Genomic DNA, 16,848 nt, shown 5'->3' with positions numbered 1-16,848 from the left:
ACGTCCCGAGCGCCACCGTGAGCGAGGAAACCGCGCAATGCACCAGCCAGAACCCGCCAGGAGAACCCGGGTCCTGCACCTCACCCAGCCCGTGGACGGCGGGGTCGCCCGGGTCGTGACGGACCTGGCGCGGGCCCAGCTCGCGGCCGGTCTGCACGTCACGGTGGCCTGCCCCGCCGGCCCGCTGGACGGGCCACTGCGGGCCCTGGGCGCGCAGGTCCGGCACTGGGCGGCGTCCCGGTCGCCCGGTCCCTCGCTCCCCGGCGAGGTGCGGCGCCTCGCACGCCTGCTCGACGAGGTACGCCCCGACCTGGTGCACGCGCACAGTGCCAAGGCCGGGCTGGCCGGCCGGCTCGCGCTGCGCGGACGGATCCCGACGGTGTTCCAGCCCCACGCCTGGTCCTTCGAGGCCGTCGACGGCACGACCGCGGCGCTCGCGCTGCGCTGGGAGCGGTTCGGGGCGCGCTGGGCGGACCGGCTCCTCTGCGTGAGCGACGCCGAGCGCGCCACCGGTGAACGCGCCCGGATCGCCGGACGGTGGAGCGTCGTCCCCAACGGCATCGACACCGGGCGCTTCCACCCCGCCCCCGTCGACACCGTGCGCGCCGCCCTCCTCCCCGGGCTCGACGCGGCCGCCCCGCTGGTGGTGTGCGTGGGGCGGCTGTGCCGGCAGAAGGGGCAGGACGTGCTGCTGCGGGCCTGGGACGCCGTCGCGCGCCGCACCCCCGGCGCCCGTCTGGTGCTGGTGGGCGACGGCCCGGAGGCGGAGCGACTGCGGCGCGGGGCCCCGGAGTCGGTGCTGTTCACCGGGTCCGTCGCCGACGCCGTGCCCTGGTACCAGGCCGCCGACCTGGTCGTGCTGCCCTCCCGCTGGGAGGGCATGGCACTGGCCCCGCTGGAGGCGCTCGCCTGCGGGCGGGCCGTGGTGGTCACCGACGTGGACGGGGCCCGGGAGAGCCTGCCGGACGCCCTCGCGTCCCGCTGCCTGGTACCCGCCGACGACCCCTCGGCGCTGGCCGACGCCGTCACCGCGCTGCTCCTCGACCCGCTGCTGCGCGAGTCCCTCGGCCACCAGGGGCGCCGGCACGTGCTGGCCACGCACGACGTGCGGCACACGGCCGAGAGGGTCGCGGTCGTCTACCGCGAGCTGCTCACGACCACACAAGGGGCGCCCGTCGCGCCCACCGAGTGCAGGGAGTCCATCCACTCGTGACTGCGGAAAGCACCGTCCCCTCTCCTGGCGCGCAGCCCGGATACTCGTCCGTCTCGGTCATCCCGCGCCGGGGAAGCGCCACGGGATTCAGGTTCCCCGCCCGACGGCCCGCCGCACGGCCCGCGTCCCCGCTGCCGCTGCTGCTCACCGACGGCCTCGCCGCGCTGGCCGGCGCGGCGGCGCTGACCGGCGCGCAGCACCGGCCGCTCCTGACGGCCCTGCTGGTGGCGGCGACGATGCTGCTGCGCCCGCAGCGGAGCCGTCCGGTGGCGGGGGTGCTCGACGAACTGCCCGCCCTCTGCGGCCGGATCGCCGTCGGCTGGCTGGCGCTGGCCGCGGCCGTGGGGGCGTGGAACCCGGCGCACGCGCTCTCCGCCCGCACCCTGCTCGTCGGCTGCGCGGCCCAGGCCGCCGCGTGCTGCGCCGGCCGTGCGGTGGTCCATCTGCGGCGGCGGCGGGCGCTGCTGCGCCGCCCGCACGCCGCGCTCGTCATCGGACCCGCCACGACCGCGCAGCGGGTGGCCGCCGCCGTGCTGCGCCATCCCCGGTGCGGGATCCGCCCGGTGGGGATCGTGACCGAGAACCCCGACGGCGCCGAAGGACTGCCGGTGCTGACCACCGGTCAGGAGGTGCAGCGGGCCCTCATCCAGAACGGCGTCCGCGACGTCCTGTGCGTCCACCCGGCCGTGCGCAGCGTGCAGGGCCCGCTGCTGCGGGCGCTCGCCGAGTCGGGCTGCACGGTGTGGGAGATCGACGCCGACACGCCCTCGTACGCGAGCCGCGAGCAGCTCGCCGGGTTCGCCTGCCGGCGCCTCGACATGGGCGCCCGGCGCCGCGGCAGCCTCGGCAAACGCCTGCTGGACGTCACCGTCTCCGGAACGCTGCTGCTCCTGGTGAGCCCCCTGCTGCTGCTGTGCGCGACCGTGCTGCGGCTGACCGACGGGCCCGGCGTCGTCTTCCGGCAGGAGCGGATCGGCAAGGACGGCAGGCCCTTCACCCTGCTGAAGTTCCGCACCCACCGCCCGGTCGACGAGCACGAGGCCGCGACCCGCTGGAGCGTGGCCGGCGAGCGCCGGATGAGCCCCTTCTGCCGCTTCCTGCGCCAGACCTCGCTGGACGAGCTGCTCCAGCTGTGGAACGTCCTGTGCGGCGACATGAGCCTGGTCGGCCCGCGGCCCGAACGCCCCTTCTTCGTCGGCGAGTTCAGCCAGAGCTACCCCGGCTACGCGGCCCGCCACCGCATGCAGACCGGCATCACCGGCCTCGCCCAGGTGCACGGGCTGCGCGGCGACACCTCGATCGAGGACCGGGCCCGCTTCGACAACGCGTACATCGACAACTGGTCGCTGTGGCAGGACGTGTGCATCCTGCTGCGCACCGCGGCCGCCCTCGTGCGACCGACCGGGAGCTGAAACCGCCGATGAGCCAAGGACCCGTCCGGACCTTCCCGCCCGCGCTGCGGCGTCTGGCACGGCGCTTCGCCGGGCTGTCCGGGGCGCCCGCGTACGCTCATGCGGCCGCCCCCGCACCGTGCGACGCGGCGCACGGGGACCCGGGGCGCCCGTCCATCGGGCGGCCCGGGGCGCGCTCCGGACCGGCCCTCGCCCCGCCCCTGACGGCCGCGCGGACGCTGTCCCCGGTGCTGCCCGTGGTCGCCGTGGTCGCCCTGCTGGGCCTGCCGCCCGCGCCCGGCGGCGAGGGCGCCGGACCGGCGGACGCGCTGTCCGCGCTGGTCGTGCTGTTCTGCGCGGTCCGGCTGCTGCGGCAGCGACGGCGTCCGCTGTCCCGGACGGCCGCGCTGCTCCTCGCCCTGCCGGTCGCGGGCCTCGCGCTCGCCGCGATGGGCGCCTCCTCGCCGGGCGCGGGCCTCACCGGCCTGGGCCGCTACCTTCAGATCTTCGTGCTGGTCCCGGCGGCCGTGGTGCTCCTGGTCCGCGACCGGGCCGACTTCCGGGTGCTGGCCTGGTCGTTCGTCGCGCTGGCGGGCTGGCAGGGGGCGGTCGGCGTCCACCAGTTCGTCACCGGGACCGGGGCCTCGTACCAGGGCGAGACGATCCGGGCGGTCGGCACGTTCGGGCCGCAGGACGTGATGGGCATGGCGACCGTGGTGTCGTTCGGGCTGGTCTGCTCGCTCGGGCTGGCGCTCGGCGGGTCACGGGCACGGCAGCGGGCGGTCGCCGCCGGCTGCGCCCTGGCGCTGTTCGTGCCGCTGGCCCTGTCCTTCAGCCGGGGCGCGTGGATCGCGACCGCGCTGACCTGCGCGGTCCAGTTGGCCCTGGCGGGGCTGCGGCGGGCGCTGACGATCGGCGCGGTGGGCCTGGCGGCCGGGGTGATCCTGGTCGGCGGCCTCGGGGTCGGCTCGGCGATGCTCCAGGAGCGCGTCGACAGCATCACCCAGGTCGCCGACGCCCCCGACCAGTCGGTCACCGACCGGTACACGCTGTGGGCGTCCGCGGTCGGCATCTGGCGTGAACAGCCGCTCACCGGCGTCGGGTTGAAGGGCTTCCCCGAGCACCGGGACGCGCACGCGTCGCTCGCCTTGTCCTCCGGCAGTGACACCGACGGCGCGGGCTCGGGCTTCGTCCGGCAGCCGCTGCTGTCCCCGCACAACATGTACCTGCTCGTCCTGGCCGAGCAGGGCCTGATCGGGCTGCTCGCCCTGGCGGGCTGCTGGCTGGCGATGCTGGCCCGCGGACTGCGCGGCTGGGCCCGCGTGCGGCGCTCGGGGCCGGGCCTGGACTGCGCGCTCGTCGCCTGCGGCCTCCTGATCTGGCAGCTGATCGACTTCGTGTACGCCGACATCGGCGGGCCGTCGACCGTGCTGACGGCCGTCGTCTTCGGCGCCGTGGCCTGGTGGGCGCTGGTCGGCGCCGACGGCCGCGAGGAGGCGCTCGCGCGATGACGGTCACGCCTCCCCGGACGCCTCGCACGGACGGCCCCCCGTCCGTACCGCCGGCCCGGGACGCCGCACAGCCCGGGCAGGCCACCGCCGAGACGGAGGAGGAAGCGACCGAGACCACCTGGACGACCGGGACCGCCGAGACGATGGAGTCGGCCGGTAGCGCCGTGACTTCCGGTGCGGCCGGTGCGGCCGTGACCCTCGGTGCGGCCGGGACCGCCGGTCCCGCCGGTCCCGCCGGGGTGGACGGGTCCGCTGGTGCGGCCGGCGCTCTCGGTGGGGTGGAGGCGGTCGGGACGGACGTGGCCGTCGGGGCGGTCGATGCCGTGGAGGCCGGCGGGGCGGGCGGGGGCGGCGCGCCGGGTGCCGGGGCGGCGGGGCGGGGAGGCGGGGAGCTTCCCGTGGTGTCCCGGGGGTTTCTCGCTCGGGCCGCTCTCGTCACCGCCGGGCTGTCGGTGGCCGGAGCCCTGCTGGGGCTGCTCCGGGACCAGGCGCTTGCCCGGCTGTTCGGGGCGGGCAGTGACACCGACGCGTTCCTCGTCGCGTGGACCGTGCCCGAGTTCGCGGCCACCCTGCTCATCGAGGACGGACTGGCGTTCGCGCTGATCCCGGCGTTCAGCATGGCGCTGGCCCGCCGTTCCCGGGGCGAGCCGGGCGACCCGGTGCGGGCCCTGGTCGCCGGCACGCTCCCCCGGCTGTCGCTGGCCTTCGTCGCGGTGGGCGCCCTGCTGATCGGCATCGCGCCGCAGCTCGTCGGGGCCCTCGCGCCCGGCCTGCCCGACCCCGCGCTCGCCGTCGACTGCACCCGGCTCACCGCCACCTGCGCGGTGAGCTTCGGGCTCGCCGGGTACTGCAGCGCCGCCCTGCGCGCGCACCGGCGGTACGTCGCCCCGGCGGCGATCTACGTGGCCTACAACGTCGGCATCATCGCCGGGATGTACGCGCTCGGCGGCCGCTGGGGGGTGCGGTCGGCGGCGGCCGGGGTCGCGGTCGGCGGACTCCTCATGGTCCTCGTGCAGCTCCCCTCCCTCCTGCGCCGGTTGGGGCGGCGGGCCGGGGACGGGGAGCGGGCCGTCGCGCACGAGGCCCCCCGGCCCCTCGACACCGCGCTCCTGACGACGGTGCTGCTGTTCGCGCTGTGCCGGCAGTCGCAGGTCCTCGTCGAGCGCTTCCTCGCCTCGCAGCTGCCGGCCGGCGCGATCTCGCACCTCAACTACGCGCAGAAGGTCGCGCAGATGCCGATGATCCTGTCGGTGATGGTCTGCACGGTCACCTTCCCCGTCGTCGCGCGGGCGCTGGCCGAAGGCGACGTCGGCCGGGCCCGCAGCCGGGTGGAGCGGGACCTGGCGCTGGCCGCGTGCATCGTGCTGCTCGGCACGGCGGCGGTGGTCGCCTGCGCGCCCCAGATGATCGAGGTGCTGTTCCAGCGGGGCGCGTTCACCGCGCGGGACACCGCGGCGACGGCCGGACTGATGCGGGTGTACGCGCTGGGACTGCTCGGCCAGACCCTGACGGGCGTGCTGGTGCGCTCCTACTTCTCGGCCGGCCGCGGGTCCTGGTACCCGGTCGGCGCGATGGCCTGCGGGATCGTCGTCACCTCCTGGATCGGCGCCTGGAGCGTCCACACCTGGGGGGTGTACGGGATCGCCGCCGCCAACGCGACCGGCATCACCGTCACCGCGCTGGTCCTGCTGGCCGGGATGGGACCGCGCAGCGTGCCCGTCGACGTGCGGGGCGTGCTGCACGAACTGAGCCGGCCGGTGCGGGCCGCCCTGGTGGCGGCCCTGGCCGGGATGCTCGCCGCCGGCCGGTGCGACGACCCGCTCCTCGGGCTCGTCGTCGGCGGGCTCACCGTGACCGTCGTCTTCCTGTCCCTCGGCCGGGCTCTGCGCGCCCAGGGCATCGTCCGCGCACTCGGCTCCGTACGTTCCGCGACCCGGAGGCTCTCCCATGGCCGCTCCTGACCGCCGCCCGCCCACCGCCGTCCCGTGGGTGGCGATGTACCACTCCGTGGGCGACTGCTCCGAGGACCCGTACCACATCACGGTCACCCCCGAGCGGCTGGAGAAGCAGCTGGAGTGGCTGCGCCGGCGCGGGCTGCGGGGCGTCTCCATGGGCGAACTGCTCGCCGCCCGCGCCCGAGGCGAGGGCCGCGGCCTGGTGGGCCTCACCTTCGACGACGGGTACGCCGACTTCCTCACCGAGGCGCTGCCCGTGCTGCGCCGCAACGGCTGCACGGCCACCCTCTTCGTGCTGCCCGGCCGGTTCGGCGGCGACAACGCCTGGGATCCGCTGGGCCCGCGCAAGCCCCTGCTGACCGCGGACGGCATCCGCCGCGCGGCCGACGAAGGCGTCGAGATCGGCTCGCACGGCCTCACCCACGTCGACCTGACCGCGGCCGACGACCTCACGCTCAAGGCGGAGACGGTCGAGAGCCGGGCCGTCCTCGCCGAGCTGCTCGGCGCCGCGCCCGACGGCTTCTGCTACCCCTACGGGACGATCGACCGGCGGGCCGTGGACGCCGTGCGCGAGGCCGGCTACGCCTACGCCTGCGCGATCGACCCGGGCCCGCTGAACGGCCCGCACGCCTTCCCCCGGCTGCACGTCGGGCAGAACGACGACGCGCTGCGGCTGTATCTGAAGTACCGGCTGCACCGGCTGCGCCGGCGGCCCGTGGAGGGGCTGCGGTGAAGGCGCTGCACATCATCACCGGGCTCGGCGTCGGCGGCGCGGAGCAGCAGCTGCGGCTGCTGCTGCGGCATCTGCCCGCGCGGTGCGACGTGGTGACGCTGACGAACCCGGGCTCGGTGGCCGACGGGCTGGCCGAGGACGGGGTCCGGGTCGTCCACCTCGGCATGGCCGGCAACCGCGATCTGGGCGCGCTGCCCCGGCTGGTGCGGATCATCCGCTCCGGCGGCTACGACCTGGTGCACACCCACCTCTACCGGGCGTGTGTCTACGGCCGGCTGGCCGCACGTCTCGCCGGGGTCCGCGCGGTCGTGGCCACCGAGCACTCGCTGGGCGAGTCGCAGCTGGAGGGCCGCGAGCTGACGTCCGGGGTGCGCGCCCTGTATCTCGCGAGCGAGCGGCTGGGCCGCACGACGGTCGCCGTCTCCCCCACGGTCGCCGACCGGCTGCTCGACTGGGGCGTGCCGGCCCCGCGGATCGAGGTCGTCCCCAACGGCATCGACCTGGCCCGCTTCCGTTTCGACCCGCGGGCCCGGCAGACCACCCGGCGACGGCTCGGGCTGCCGGACGACGCCCGCGTCGTCGGCGGGGTGGGCCGTCTCGCGGCCGGAAAGCGCTTCGACGTCCTCGTCCGGGCCCTCGCCCGCCTTCCCGGCGACCACTGGCTGCTGCTGGTGGGGGGCGGGCCCGAGGAGAGCGTGCTGCGGCGCCTCGCCCACGAGGCGGGGGTCGCCGACCGCGTCCTGTTCGCCGGGGAGCGCCCGTGCGTCCCCGACGGCACGCCGGGTCCCGACCTGCCGTCCCTCGTCAGCGCCATGGACGTGTTCGTCTCCCCCTCGCCGGAGGAGACCTTCGGTCTGGCGGCCGTGGAGGCGCTCGCCTCGGGGCTTCCCGTGCTCTACGCGTCCTGCCCGGCGATCGACCATCTGCCCGCGCGGCCGGCCGGCGCCCGCCGGGTGAGCGGCGGCGCCGAGGCCGTCGTCCGCGCGCTGACCGAGACGCGCGCGGCGGCCCCCGGCCCGCGCACCGCCCCGGACGCCGTCCGCCACTACGACATCACCCGCAGCGCCGCCCAGCTCATGGACGTGTACGCGGCCGCCCTGACCGGGCCACCCCGGTCTTCCTCCGCTTCCCCGACACCCCAGGGAGTCAGTTCCCCATGACCGAGAACCCCCGTCGTCCTGCCGCCCTGCGCCGCGCCAAGGCGCTGCCGCCGTGGTCCCTGCTCGCGGCCGGCGTCGTCGCCGGCGGTCTGCTCGGCGGCGCCTACGGAGCCGTCAAGCCGCCCGTCTACACGGCCACCGCCTATGTCGTCGCCGTCCCGACGGCCAAGTCGGACCCGGCGTCCGCGCTCGGCTTCGCGCAGGCCTACGGCCGGGTCGCCACCCAGCTCGCCGTGCTCGGCGACGCCCAGGTGTGGGCGGGCGTGCCCGTGAAGACGCTCCAGCAGAACGTGCAGACGGCGACCTCCCCGGACGCCCCGATGGTCGCGATCACGGCGACCTCCCCGCGCGCCGACCTGGCGGCCGACATGGCCAACGCGGTCACCCGCGCGCTGACCCAGCACGCCAAGGGCGCCGAGGCAGCCACCAACGTCGAGTTGCAGCAGTTCGCCCGCGCGGTGCGGCCGACCGCGCCCTCCTCTGCGTCCCCGGCGGTGACCGGGCTGGTCGGGGCGAGCGCGGGCGGGCTGCTCGGCGGGCTGATCCTGCTGGTACGACCGCGGCGGGGCTCACAGGAGGAGGCCGGCCGCCCGGCCGCCGTCCCCGGCCCGGCGCTGGCCGCCGACGCCCACGGAGCACTGTGAAACCGGCGCTCACCACCGAACTCGTCACCGACGAGCAGGTCTTCGCCGACCTCGCGCCCGCCTGGGGGCGGCTGTACCGGCGGTGCGCGACGGCCACGCCGTTCCAGAGCCACGCCTGGCTGCACTCGTGGTGGCTGTCCTACGGGCGGCGCGGACGGCTGCGGCTGCTGCTGGTCCGCGACGGCGGTGAGCTGGTCGCGGCGGCCCCGCTGACGGCCGTCCGCCGGCCGCTGCCCGCGCTCGTGCCGCTCGGTGGGGCGATCTCCGACTACGGCGATGTCCTCGTCGACGACGAGCACGGCGAGCGGGCCGTCGCCGCGCTCGCCGAGGGCCTCGCCCAGGTCGCCCGGACCGCACTGATCGACTTCCGCGAGGTGCGGCCCGGCGGTGCGGTGGAGCAGGTCTACGAACGCTGGCGCGGGCCGCGCCGGCGGGTCAGCGACTCGGTGTGCCTGGAGCTGCCCGCCGTCGCCATGGAGGATCTGGTGGCCCGGCTGCCGTCGGCGAAGGCCCAGCGGGTGCGCGCCAAGCTGCGCAAGCTGACCGCGCTCGGCGTGCAGCGCAATGCGGTGTGCCCCGAGGAGGTGGACTCGGCGCTGCGGCGGCTGCTGGAACTGCACGAGCTGCAGTGGCAGGGCCGCAAGGTGACGGGGGAACACCTGCGCTCCCGCTTCTGCGAGCACCTGGTGCGCTCGGTGGGCCCGATGGTGCGCGCCGGGGACGCGGTGGTGACCGAGTTCCGGCTGGACGACGACGTCGTGGCCGTCGACCTGACCCTGCTGTCACGGCGGCTGGCCGGGGGGTATCTGTACGGCGCCCATCCGCGGCTGCGGGAGAGCAAGGCGGACGTCGCGGTGATGCTGCTGGACGCGTGCGCGGAGCACACCCGGGACGGGGGGCGCGCCGCGCTGAGCCTGTTGCGCGGGGACGAGCCGTACAAGCACCACTGGCGGCCCGAACCGGTCGTCAACCAGCGGCTGCTGCTCGCCCGCCGGCGGACCGCCCCGCTGCTGGCGGCCGCCGTCTGCGACGTGGCCGCCCGCCGGCGCGGCAAGGAGTTGCTGCTCCGTCTGGAGCGGCGGAGGGAGCGGGCCGGTGACGGCAGGTCCTGACGCGGGCCTGCCGCCACCGCACCGCGGTTCATCCCTTGTCGGGCCACCAGTCCAGGCGGAAGCAGAGCTTGCCGCCGAGCCAGTACTCGACCCAGTCGCCGAGGTCCATCGGCGTGCAGGCGGCCGGGGGCTCGCCGGTCGGGTCGGTGGTGGGAGGCTGCGGGACCGTCGGTTCCACGGAGGGTTCCTGGGACGGCGCCGGGGTCGTCGGCGGCGTGCTCGGCCCGTCGAGGCGGCCGGACAGCAGCGAGCGGTAGACCTCGGACGCGCGGGGGTTCTGGCGGCACTGCCACACGCCGTGCGGGCAGTAGTCGGTCAGCGTGTTGTACAGCGGCCTGTGCTCGTCCATCCAGGCGATCATGCGCCGCATGTACTCGGCGTTGTCACCGTTGCGGAAGAGCCCCCATTCGGGATAGGAGATGGGCTTGCCGTGGGCTTTGGCGAAATCCACGTGCGCCTGGAGTCCGTACGGTTCTTTCACCTGCTCGTCGAAGGACAGGCCGGTCGGCTGATCGTAGGAGTCCATTCCCAGGATGTCGACGGTGTCGTCCCCGGGATAGCACTCGGTCCAGGGAACGGCGTCCTTGCCGCGGGTCGGCGTGAAGTCGAACCGGAATTTCTGGCCCGGCACCGAACGCATCGCCGAGACGATCCTGTTCCAGTACTTCTTCCAGGCCTCCGGGTCCGGCCCGCAGCGATGGGTGTACGTGATGCCGTTCATCTCCCAGCCGAGGACGATCACCGTGTCCGGCACCTTCAGCGCGACCAGCCTGCGGGCGAGCGCCCTGAAGTGGTGATCGAAGTCCCCGGCCGCGCCCTGCCGCAGCAGCCGGCGCACCTCGGCGTCGGAGACGCCCTCCTCGTTGCGCTCCATCATGGGCACGTTGAGGACGAGCATCCGGTCGTCCTCCTCCAGCCGCCAGTCGGCCCACACGTCGAGGAAGCCGGGCGGGCCCTCGATGTTGTGCCAGCGGTCGCCCGGCAGGTAGGTGTGGCCGACACGCAGCTTCGAGCCTCCCAGCCATTCGCTGAGCTCGGCGATCCGGGCCACGCCCCGGGCGCCGTAGTCGAGGTAGGCGCCGAAGGCGGGGGCCGGCCCGGCGGCCGCGCCGGACGCGGACGGGGACGGGGACGGGGACGGAGCCGCAGACTCGCCGGACGAGGAGGGTGCGGCGGACTCGCCGGACGGGTCCGCACTCTGAGCCGGCGTCACCTGTGCGGCCGGCGGGGCCGGCGTGACGCCCGGCGTGGGGACGGCCGGGTCGGGCGCGGCGGGCGCCGGAGCGGTCGGGGTGGGAGCGGGAGGATCGGCGACCCGCACCACCCCCGAGCCCGCGGCGAATCCGGGTCCGGACGCCAGGACGGCCGAAGCCGCGACCGCCGCCGCGACGACGGCCAGCCTGCGGGACCGTGCGCGTCGCTGTTGTGGAGCCATGCCTGCTCCTTTCTCCACTTTCGCGTAACGCGCACTGCCCGCGCATTACTGACACCCAGTCATATGAAAGTCACACGAAAAGGAATCACGCCACCGCCGTTAGGGCTTTCGAGTTTCTCGATCGCCCGTTCCGGTGAAACGAGCCGAAGGACCACGACCACATGCCCCAGTCGCCCCTCGACACCCGTGTCCCCGCCGTCCTCCTGCGGATCGACCGCAATCCCTTCCACCACGGCACGCTGGGCGCCGTGCGCTCGCTCGGCCGGGCAGGAGTCGACGTGCACGTCGTCGCCGACTCGACGGGAAGCCCCGTACGCGCCTCCCGGTTCGTGACCGGGCTGCACCCCCCGCCGCCGCCCGGCGCCGGCCCCGCCGACATCGCCGCCGCCCTGCTGCGGGTCGCCGCCCGCGTCGCACGGCCCGCCGTGCTGATCCCGATGGACGACGCGGGCGCCGTCGCCGTGAGCGGGCTGCGCGCCGAACTGGCGCCCGCCTACCTGCTCCCCCCGCAGCCGCGCCATGTGCCCGCACTGGTCGCCGACAAGGCCGAACTGGCCGGAGTGTGCGCGGCGGCGGACGTGCCGCACCCGGTCACCCTGATCCCCGAGAGCCCCTCCCAGGCCGCCTCCGCCGCCTGGCGCCTCGGACTGCCGGTGGTCGCCAAGTGGAGCCGCCCCTGGCTGCTGCCCGCGGGCTCGGGACTGCGCAGCACGGTCGTGGTGCGCTCCACCCAGGAGGCCCGCGACCTCTACCTGCGCACCGACGAGGCGGGCAGCAGACTGCTGCTCCAGACGTTCCTGCCGCCGGGCCCGGACCGCGACTGGTTCTTCCACGGCTACGCCGACCGCTCCGGCACGCTCGCCGCCGGCGGACCCGGCCGCAAGCTGTGCGCCTGGCCGCGCGGGGCGGGCCTGACGGCGGTGGGCGAGTGGACCGACAACCCGCAGGTGGAGGCGCAGGCCGAACGGCTCACCGACAGCCTCGGCTACCGGGGCGTCCTCGACCTCGACTTCCGCCGCTGCGGCAGCACCGGCGCCTACCACCTGCTCGACTTCAACCCGCGCCCCGGCGCCCAGTTCCGGCTCTTCGCCGACGCCGCCGGCCTCGACGTCGTCCGCGCCCAGCACCTCGACCTGACCCACCGTCCGCTGCCGCCGCGCACTCCGCGGCCCGGCCGGGCGTTCATCGTGGAGAACTACGCGCCGCTCGCCGCGCTGCGCACCCCGCGTCGCGACCGCGAGCTGGCCTGGCACGCCCACGACGACACCGCACCCGGCCGCGCCATGTGGGGCCTGTGGGGCTCCCACGTCGTCCGCCGGCTGCTGGACCGGCTCCCCCGGCCGGGCGCGGCGCGCGTGAGCGGCGACCTGCCCCGCGTGGTGCGCCAGTCGCCGCCGCCCGCGCCGTCCCTGACCGGCCTGCCGGGCGCGGCCGGCGCCCCGGACGCGACCCCGGCCGAACCGACCGACGACGAGAGGGCGAGCAGATGCTGATGGACGACCTGCTGGTGGTGGGCGCGGGCCCGTACGGCCTGTCCATCGCCTCCCACGCCGCGGACGCGGGGCTGAGCCTGCGCGTCTTCGGCCGGCCGATGGCCTCCTGGCGCGACAACATGCCGGCCGGGATGTTCCTGAAGTCCGAGCCGTGGGCCTCCAACCTCTCCGACCCGGCGGGCCGTTGGCGGCTCGACGCGTACTGCGCGGCCCGCGGCACGGCCGCACGCCACGGCCGGCCGATCCCGGTGGAGATGTTCGCCGGGTACGGGCTGTGGTTCGCCCGCAACGCCGTTCCCGAGGTGGACGAGCGCACGGTGACCCGGATCGCCGCCCGGCCCGGCTTCTTCGAGGCGGTCACCGAGGACGGCGAGACGGTGCGGGCCCGGACGGTGGCCCTCGCCGTCGGCGTGCTGCCGTTCACCGAGATCCCCGCCGCCCTGCGCGCCCTGCCCCGCGACCTCGTCACGCACAGCAGCCACCACGGCGATCTCGAACGGTTCCGCGGCCGGGACGTCACCGTGATCGGCGGCGGCCAGGCCGCCCTGGAGACGGCCGCGCTCCTCGCCGAACAGGGCACCCGCGTCCGGGTCCTGGCCCGCGCCGGCCGGCTGGGCTGGAACGACGTACCGCCGCCCTGGGAACGGCCGTGGTGGCGGTCGGCCCGCTCGCCGCACAGCGGCCTGGGCTGCGGCTGGCGCAACTGGTTCTACGCCGAACGCCCCGGCCTGTACCGCAGGCTGCCGGAGGAGACCCGGGCGCGGATCGCGGCGACGGCGCTCGGACCGGCCGGGGCGTGGTGGGTGCGCGACCGCGTGGAGCGCTCCGTCGAGGTGCTCCTCGGCCAGGAGGTGACGGCGGCGCGGGCGGTGCCGGGCGGGGTGCGGCTGGAGGTGACCGGCGCGGGCCGCGTCGAGACCGAGCACGTGATCGCGGCCACCGGCTTCCGGGCGACCCGCGACCGGCTCGGCCTGCTCGCCCCCGAACTGCGCGACTCGCTGGCCGTGGTGGCCGACGGCTCCCCCGAGGTCGGCCGGGACTTCGAGTCGTCCCAGCCCGGCCTGTTCATGGCCGGGCTGGTGACGGCGGCCGGATTCGGTCCGGCGATGCGCTTCGTCCACGGCGCGACGTTCACGGCGGGGACCCTCGTGCGCGGAGTGCGGCGCAGGCTGCGCACCGGGCTGCCGGGCGCGGCGATCCCGGCGCCGGGCCGGCGCGGGGCGGCGCAGGCCGTACGGGGCTGAGGCGGGACGGCGCGAGGGTGCCGGACGCGGAAGCGTCCGGCACCCTCGGCGTTCAGCGCCGCGAGGCGCCCTTGCCCCGCCGGTACAGGACGGCGCCGCCCGCGATGAGCGCGGCGCTCACCCCGGAGGCGGCCAGCAGCGCCGCGCTGTCGCTTCCGGTGTGCGGCAGCTGCGGCCGGTCGTGCCCGCCGCCACCGCCACCGCCGTACGGAGGCGTGGTGTGCCCGCCCCCGGGCGGTGTGCTGTGCCCGCCCCCGGACGGAGGCGAGCTGTGACCCCCATGCGGGGGCGGTGTCGAGTGCCCGCCCCCGGGCGGGGACGAGTGACCCCCACCGGGCGGGGACGAGTGACCCCCACCGGGCGGGGACGAGTGCCCGCCTCCCGGCGGACTGCTGTGCCCACCTCCCGGCGGAGACGAGTGACCGCCACCGGGCGGGCTGCTGTGCCCGCCACCGGGAGGAGACGAGTGCCCACCGCCGGGCGGGCTGCTGTGCCCGCCACCAGGCGGAGACGAGTGCCCGCCACCGGGCGGACTGCTGTGCCCGCCACCAGGCGGAGACGAGTGACCGCCACCGGGCGGACTGCTGTGCCCGCCACCAGGCGGAGACGAGTGACCGCCACCGGGCGGACTGCTGTGCCCACCTCCCGGAGGAGACGAGTGACCGCCACCGGGCGGGCTGCTGTGGCCGCCGCCCGGGGGCGTGCCGTGGCCCCCGCCGCCGCACGTGTCGCCGTAGCCTCCGCAGTCCTCCCCCGGCCCGTTGTTCCCGTCGCCGTGGTCCCCGTACCCGGAGTCGCCGTAACCGGAGCCGCCGTCGGAGTCCCCGTACCCGGAGTCGCCGTAACCGGAGCCGCCGTCGTCGGAGTCCCCGTACCCGGAGTCGCCGTAACCGGAGTCGTCGGCGGGTGCGGTGCGGGCGCTGCGCCGGTGGGCGGCCGAGGCGCCGGCGCAGTCGGCGCCGAACGCGGGGGCGAGCGCCGCGACGGCGTCGACCGTGTCGCCGCAGGCGTTCACCGGGGCGTGCGCCGGCGCCTGGCCGTGGTTGCCCGAGAGGACTCCGGGCGCTTGCTTGGCGGCCCCCTCGGCCTGCGAGTCGGCGAGGGCGTACCCGCCCCCGCACAGGGACAGAATGCTCGTCGCGGCGGCTGCCGCGACCATTCCCCTGCTCAGGGTCTGTCGCAATTTCCGTTGTCTTCCTGCTCGGAGAAGTGGGAAGGCCGGCCCTGGACCACGCGGAGTCGTCCAGGACCGGCCTAGGACCGGCCGTCAGCAGCCGGCGTGACGCGTCGTCAGTCGTTGACGCAGGTGTTGCCCGCGGCCGGGTTCAGCAGCGCGATCACGTTGATCGTGTTGCCGCACACGTTGACCGGGATGTGGATCGGAACCTGGACGACGTTGCCCGACAGGACGCCCGGCGAGCCGACGGCCGCACCGTTGGCTCCGGCGTCGGCGAAGGCGGGGGCGGCCCCGCCCAGGGCCAGGACCAGACCCGCGACAACAGCAGCGCTCTTCTTCATGAGTTTCCCTTCTCTGCGGTCATGCCCAGATGACGGTCGAAACCGAGCGAGCGCAACCGGAAGGGCTCGCACCATGACTCGCAGGCTGCAAACGACAGATAGACGGGCGAAGAAACCCGGGAACACGCGCTGCGCGGGAATTCACTCGAATGCATTCATATGATCGGCAGGTCGGGCGCATAAGCGAGGAAACGGTTCACCCGGACGGCGGGAAGACTCCCGCACAACTCCCGTGGAACCGGCCGGAATCGGGGTGCGAAAACACGTCCGCCGCACGGCCGCCGGATGAGGGACGGACCGTGCGGCGGGCGGCGCCGGTGGACGTCAGCCGTTGGCCACGCCGTTGCCCGAGAGGGCGGAGATGTCGTCCAGGATGTGCGACAGCGGCTCGTCGCCCTTGGCCTGGGTGCTGTTCTCGGCGCACTGCTGGTTCTGCGGGGCGGACAGGACGGGGATGTCCTGGACGCCGATGTTCGCGAGGACCGCGACGAGCGACTGCACGTCGGCCTTGACCGGCAGGCCCACGCAGAGCTTGTTGGCGGTGCCCTGGACCAGGGTCGCCTGCGGGCTCATGTCGCCCTTGGTCACCGAGTTGCCGAACGCCTCGTGCGCCCCGTTGCCGCTGGCGGAGGTGGTGCCCGCGTCGTCCCCGATGGCAAGCGCCTGGGGGGCGGCAGCCGCCGACACTCCGATGACGGAAGCGGCGACCGCAGCCGCGGCCATTGCCTTCTTCAGCATTTCGCTATTCCTTTCCCTGTCCTGGCTCCGGGCCAGGACCATGTGCCTGCCACCGAACCAACCGGAAGCCGCGGGTTTGGTTGCGGCTCGTCACCCGATCGGTTTCGCCGACACGCCCGGCCCTGTTCCCGCCGATGGGCCATCGGAGTGAAGCCAGAGAACCAAAACACGGATCGTGGGTTAACCAGAGCGCTCCGGTGGACGGGGTTTTCACGAAAGGGACTTACAAGTGATCAAGAAGGTACTGGCCACCGCTGCGGTCGCCGCCTCCGTCGTCGGCGCCTCCGCCGTCGCAGCGGCCCCGGCCCTCGCCATCGGCAACGACAGCGGGACGACCTCGGCCAGCGGCAACGGCGCGAGCCAGTCGTTCGGCAACTCGGCCACCTTCGGCAACATGAGCCCGCAGATGGCGCTCATCCAGGGCTCCCTCAACAAGCCCTGCATCGGCCTGCCGGCGAAGGCCAACGTGCAGTCGATCCTCGCGCTCGTCAACGTCGGCGTGCAGGACATCCCGATCCTGTCGGCGCCGCAGAACCAGCAGTGCGTCGAGAACAGCACCCAGGCCAAGGGCGACGAGCCGCTGTCGCACATCCTGGACGACATCTCCGCCCTCTCGGGCAACGGTGCCGCCAACCACTGAGCCGACGTGGTGAACGGGTTCTTTTCCTGAGCCCCGGGGTGGATTCTCCGCCCGGACAGCG

Annotated in this window: 15 protein-coding genes; 11 read left to right on the top strand and 4 right to left on the bottom strand. The window is 75.3% G+C overall.

Annotated features, from left to right (window positions below):
* Window positions 1–37 precede the first annotated feature (37 nt).
* Genes ACGFSH_RS01465 through ACGFSH_RS01430 form a run of 8 tightly spaced genes read left to right on the top strand, consistent with a single transcriptional unit; the run spans window position 38 to window position 9,719 of the window.
* A complete protein-coding gene (locus ACGFSH_RS01465) occupies window positions 38–1,213 on the top strand; it encodes a glycosyltransferase (protein WP_393343816.1) in 1,176 nt (391 codons plus the stop codon).
* Complete coding sequence (locus tag ACGFSH_RS01460) at window positions 1,210–2,625, top strand: exopolysaccharide biosynthesis polyprenyl glycosylphosphotransferase (protein WP_393343814.1); 1,416 nt, start codon at window positions 1,210–1,212, stop codon at window positions 2,623–2,625. The genes ACGFSH_RS01465 and ACGFSH_RS01460 overlap by 4 nt, the downstream gene beginning before the upstream one ends.
* Before the next feature lie 8 nt (window positions 2,626–2,633).
* Entirely contained in the window at window positions 2,634–4,115 is a 1,482-nt protein-coding gene (locus ACGFSH_RS01455) for an O-antigen ligase family protein (protein ID WP_393343812.1), read from the top strand.
* On the top strand, window positions 4,112–6,076 hold the full coding sequence (locus ACGFSH_RS01450; RefSeq protein ID WP_393343810.1) for a lipid II flippase MurJ: 1,965 nt from the start codon (window positions 4,112–4,114) through the stop codon (window positions 6,074–6,076). The genes ACGFSH_RS01455 and ACGFSH_RS01450 overlap by 4 nt, the downstream gene beginning before the upstream one ends.
* On the top strand, window positions 6,063–6,803 hold the full coding sequence (locus ACGFSH_RS01445; protein WP_393343808.1) for a polysaccharide deacetylase family protein: 741 nt from the start codon (window positions 6,063–6,065) through the stop codon (window positions 6,801–6,803). Before ACGFSH_RS01450 ends, ACGFSH_RS01445 begins: the two co-directional genes overlap by 14 nt.
* Complete coding sequence (locus ACGFSH_RS01440) at window positions 6,800–7,963, top strand: glycosyltransferase (protein WP_393343806.1); 1,164 nt, start codon at window positions 6,800–6,802, stop codon at window positions 7,961–7,963. The genes ACGFSH_RS01445 and ACGFSH_RS01440 overlap by 4 nt, the downstream gene beginning before the upstream one ends.
* Complete coding sequence (locus tag ACGFSH_RS01435; RefSeq protein WP_393343804.1) at window positions 7,960–8,607, top strand: lipopolysaccharide biosynthesis protein; 648 nt, start codon at window positions 7,960–7,962, stop codon at window positions 8,605–8,607. Before ACGFSH_RS01440 ends, ACGFSH_RS01435 begins: the two co-directional genes overlap by 4 nt.
* The gene (locus ACGFSH_RS01430; protein ID WP_393343802.1) at window positions 8,604–9,719 is read left to right on the top strand and encodes a GNAT family N-acetyltransferase; all 1,116 of its coding nucleotides are present in this window, start codon (window positions 8,604–8,606) and stop codon (window positions 9,717–9,719) included. The genes ACGFSH_RS01435 and ACGFSH_RS01430 overlap by 4 nt, the downstream gene beginning before the upstream one ends.
* A gap of 28 nt (window positions 9,720–9,747) precedes the next feature.
* Here ACGFSH_RS01430 and ACGFSH_RS01425 read toward each other — a convergent pair whose 3' ends face one another.
* Window positions 9,748–11,154, bottom strand: coding sequence for a glycoside hydrolase family 26 protein (locus tag ACGFSH_RS01425; RefSeq protein WP_393343800.1), 1,407 nt, complete (start codon window positions 11,152–11,154; stop codon window positions 9,748–9,750).
* A gap of 161 nt (window positions 11,155–11,315) precedes the next feature.
* On the opposite strand from ACGFSH_RS01425, the gene ACGFSH_RS01420 reads away from it, so the two are divergent.
* Window positions 11,316–12,647 carry an ATP-grasp domain-containing protein gene (locus ACGFSH_RS01420; RefSeq protein WP_393343798.1) on the top strand — a complete coding sequence of 444 codons (1,332 nt, stop codon included), beginning with the start codon at window positions 11,316–11,318 and terminating at the stop codon, window positions 12,645–12,647.
* Window positions 12,647–13,891 (top strand): FAD-dependent oxidoreductase, encoded by a 1,245-nt coding sequence (locus ACGFSH_RS01415; protein WP_393345446.1) that lies wholly within the window; start codon window positions 12,647–12,649, stop codon window positions 13,889–13,891. Before ACGFSH_RS01420 ends, ACGFSH_RS01415 begins: the two co-directional genes overlap by 1 nt.
* A gap of 52 nt (window positions 13,892–13,943) precedes the next feature.
* Here the strand turns inward: ACGFSH_RS01415 and ACGFSH_RS01410 are convergent, their stop codons facing one another.
* From ACGFSH_RS01410 to ACGFSH_RS01400, 3 genes are all read right to left on the bottom strand, one after another.
* Complete coding sequence (locus tag ACGFSH_RS01410) at window positions 13,944–15,050, bottom strand: chaplin family protein (protein ID WP_393345444.1); 1,107 nt, start codon at window positions 15,048–15,050, stop codon at window positions 13,944–13,946.
* Window positions 15,051–15,181: 131 nt separating this feature from the next.
* The gene (locus ACGFSH_RS01405) at window positions 15,182–15,409 is read right to left on the bottom strand and encodes a chaplin (RefSeq protein WP_393343796.1); all 228 of its coding nucleotides are present in this window, start codon (window positions 15,407–15,409) and stop codon (window positions 15,182–15,184) included.
* Between the two features lie 324 nt (window positions 15,410–15,733).
* A complete protein-coding gene (locus ACGFSH_RS01400) occupies window positions 15,734–16,147 on the bottom strand; it encodes a rodlin (RefSeq protein ID WP_393343794.1) in 414 nt (137 codons plus the stop codon).
* A 229-nt stretch (window positions 16,148–16,376) separates the two neighbouring features.
* Between ACGFSH_RS01400 and ACGFSH_RS01395 the strand changes: the two genes are divergently transcribed.
* Window positions 16,377–16,787: a rodlin gene (locus tag ACGFSH_RS01395; RefSeq protein ID WP_393343792.1), complete on the top strand. Its 411-nt coding sequence runs from the start codon at window positions 16,377–16,379 to the stop codon at window positions 16,785–16,787.
* Window positions 16,788–16,848 lie beyond the last annotated feature (61 nt).

Origin of the sequence: Streptomyces sp. NPDC048481 (assembly GCF_043200075.1) — a bacterium.
In the GTDB taxonomy this organism is placed as follows: Bacteria; Actinomycetota; Actinomycetes; order Streptomycetales; family Streptomycetaceae; genus Streptomyces.
This window is presented reverse-complemented; position numbering and strand designations above follow the sequence as displayed.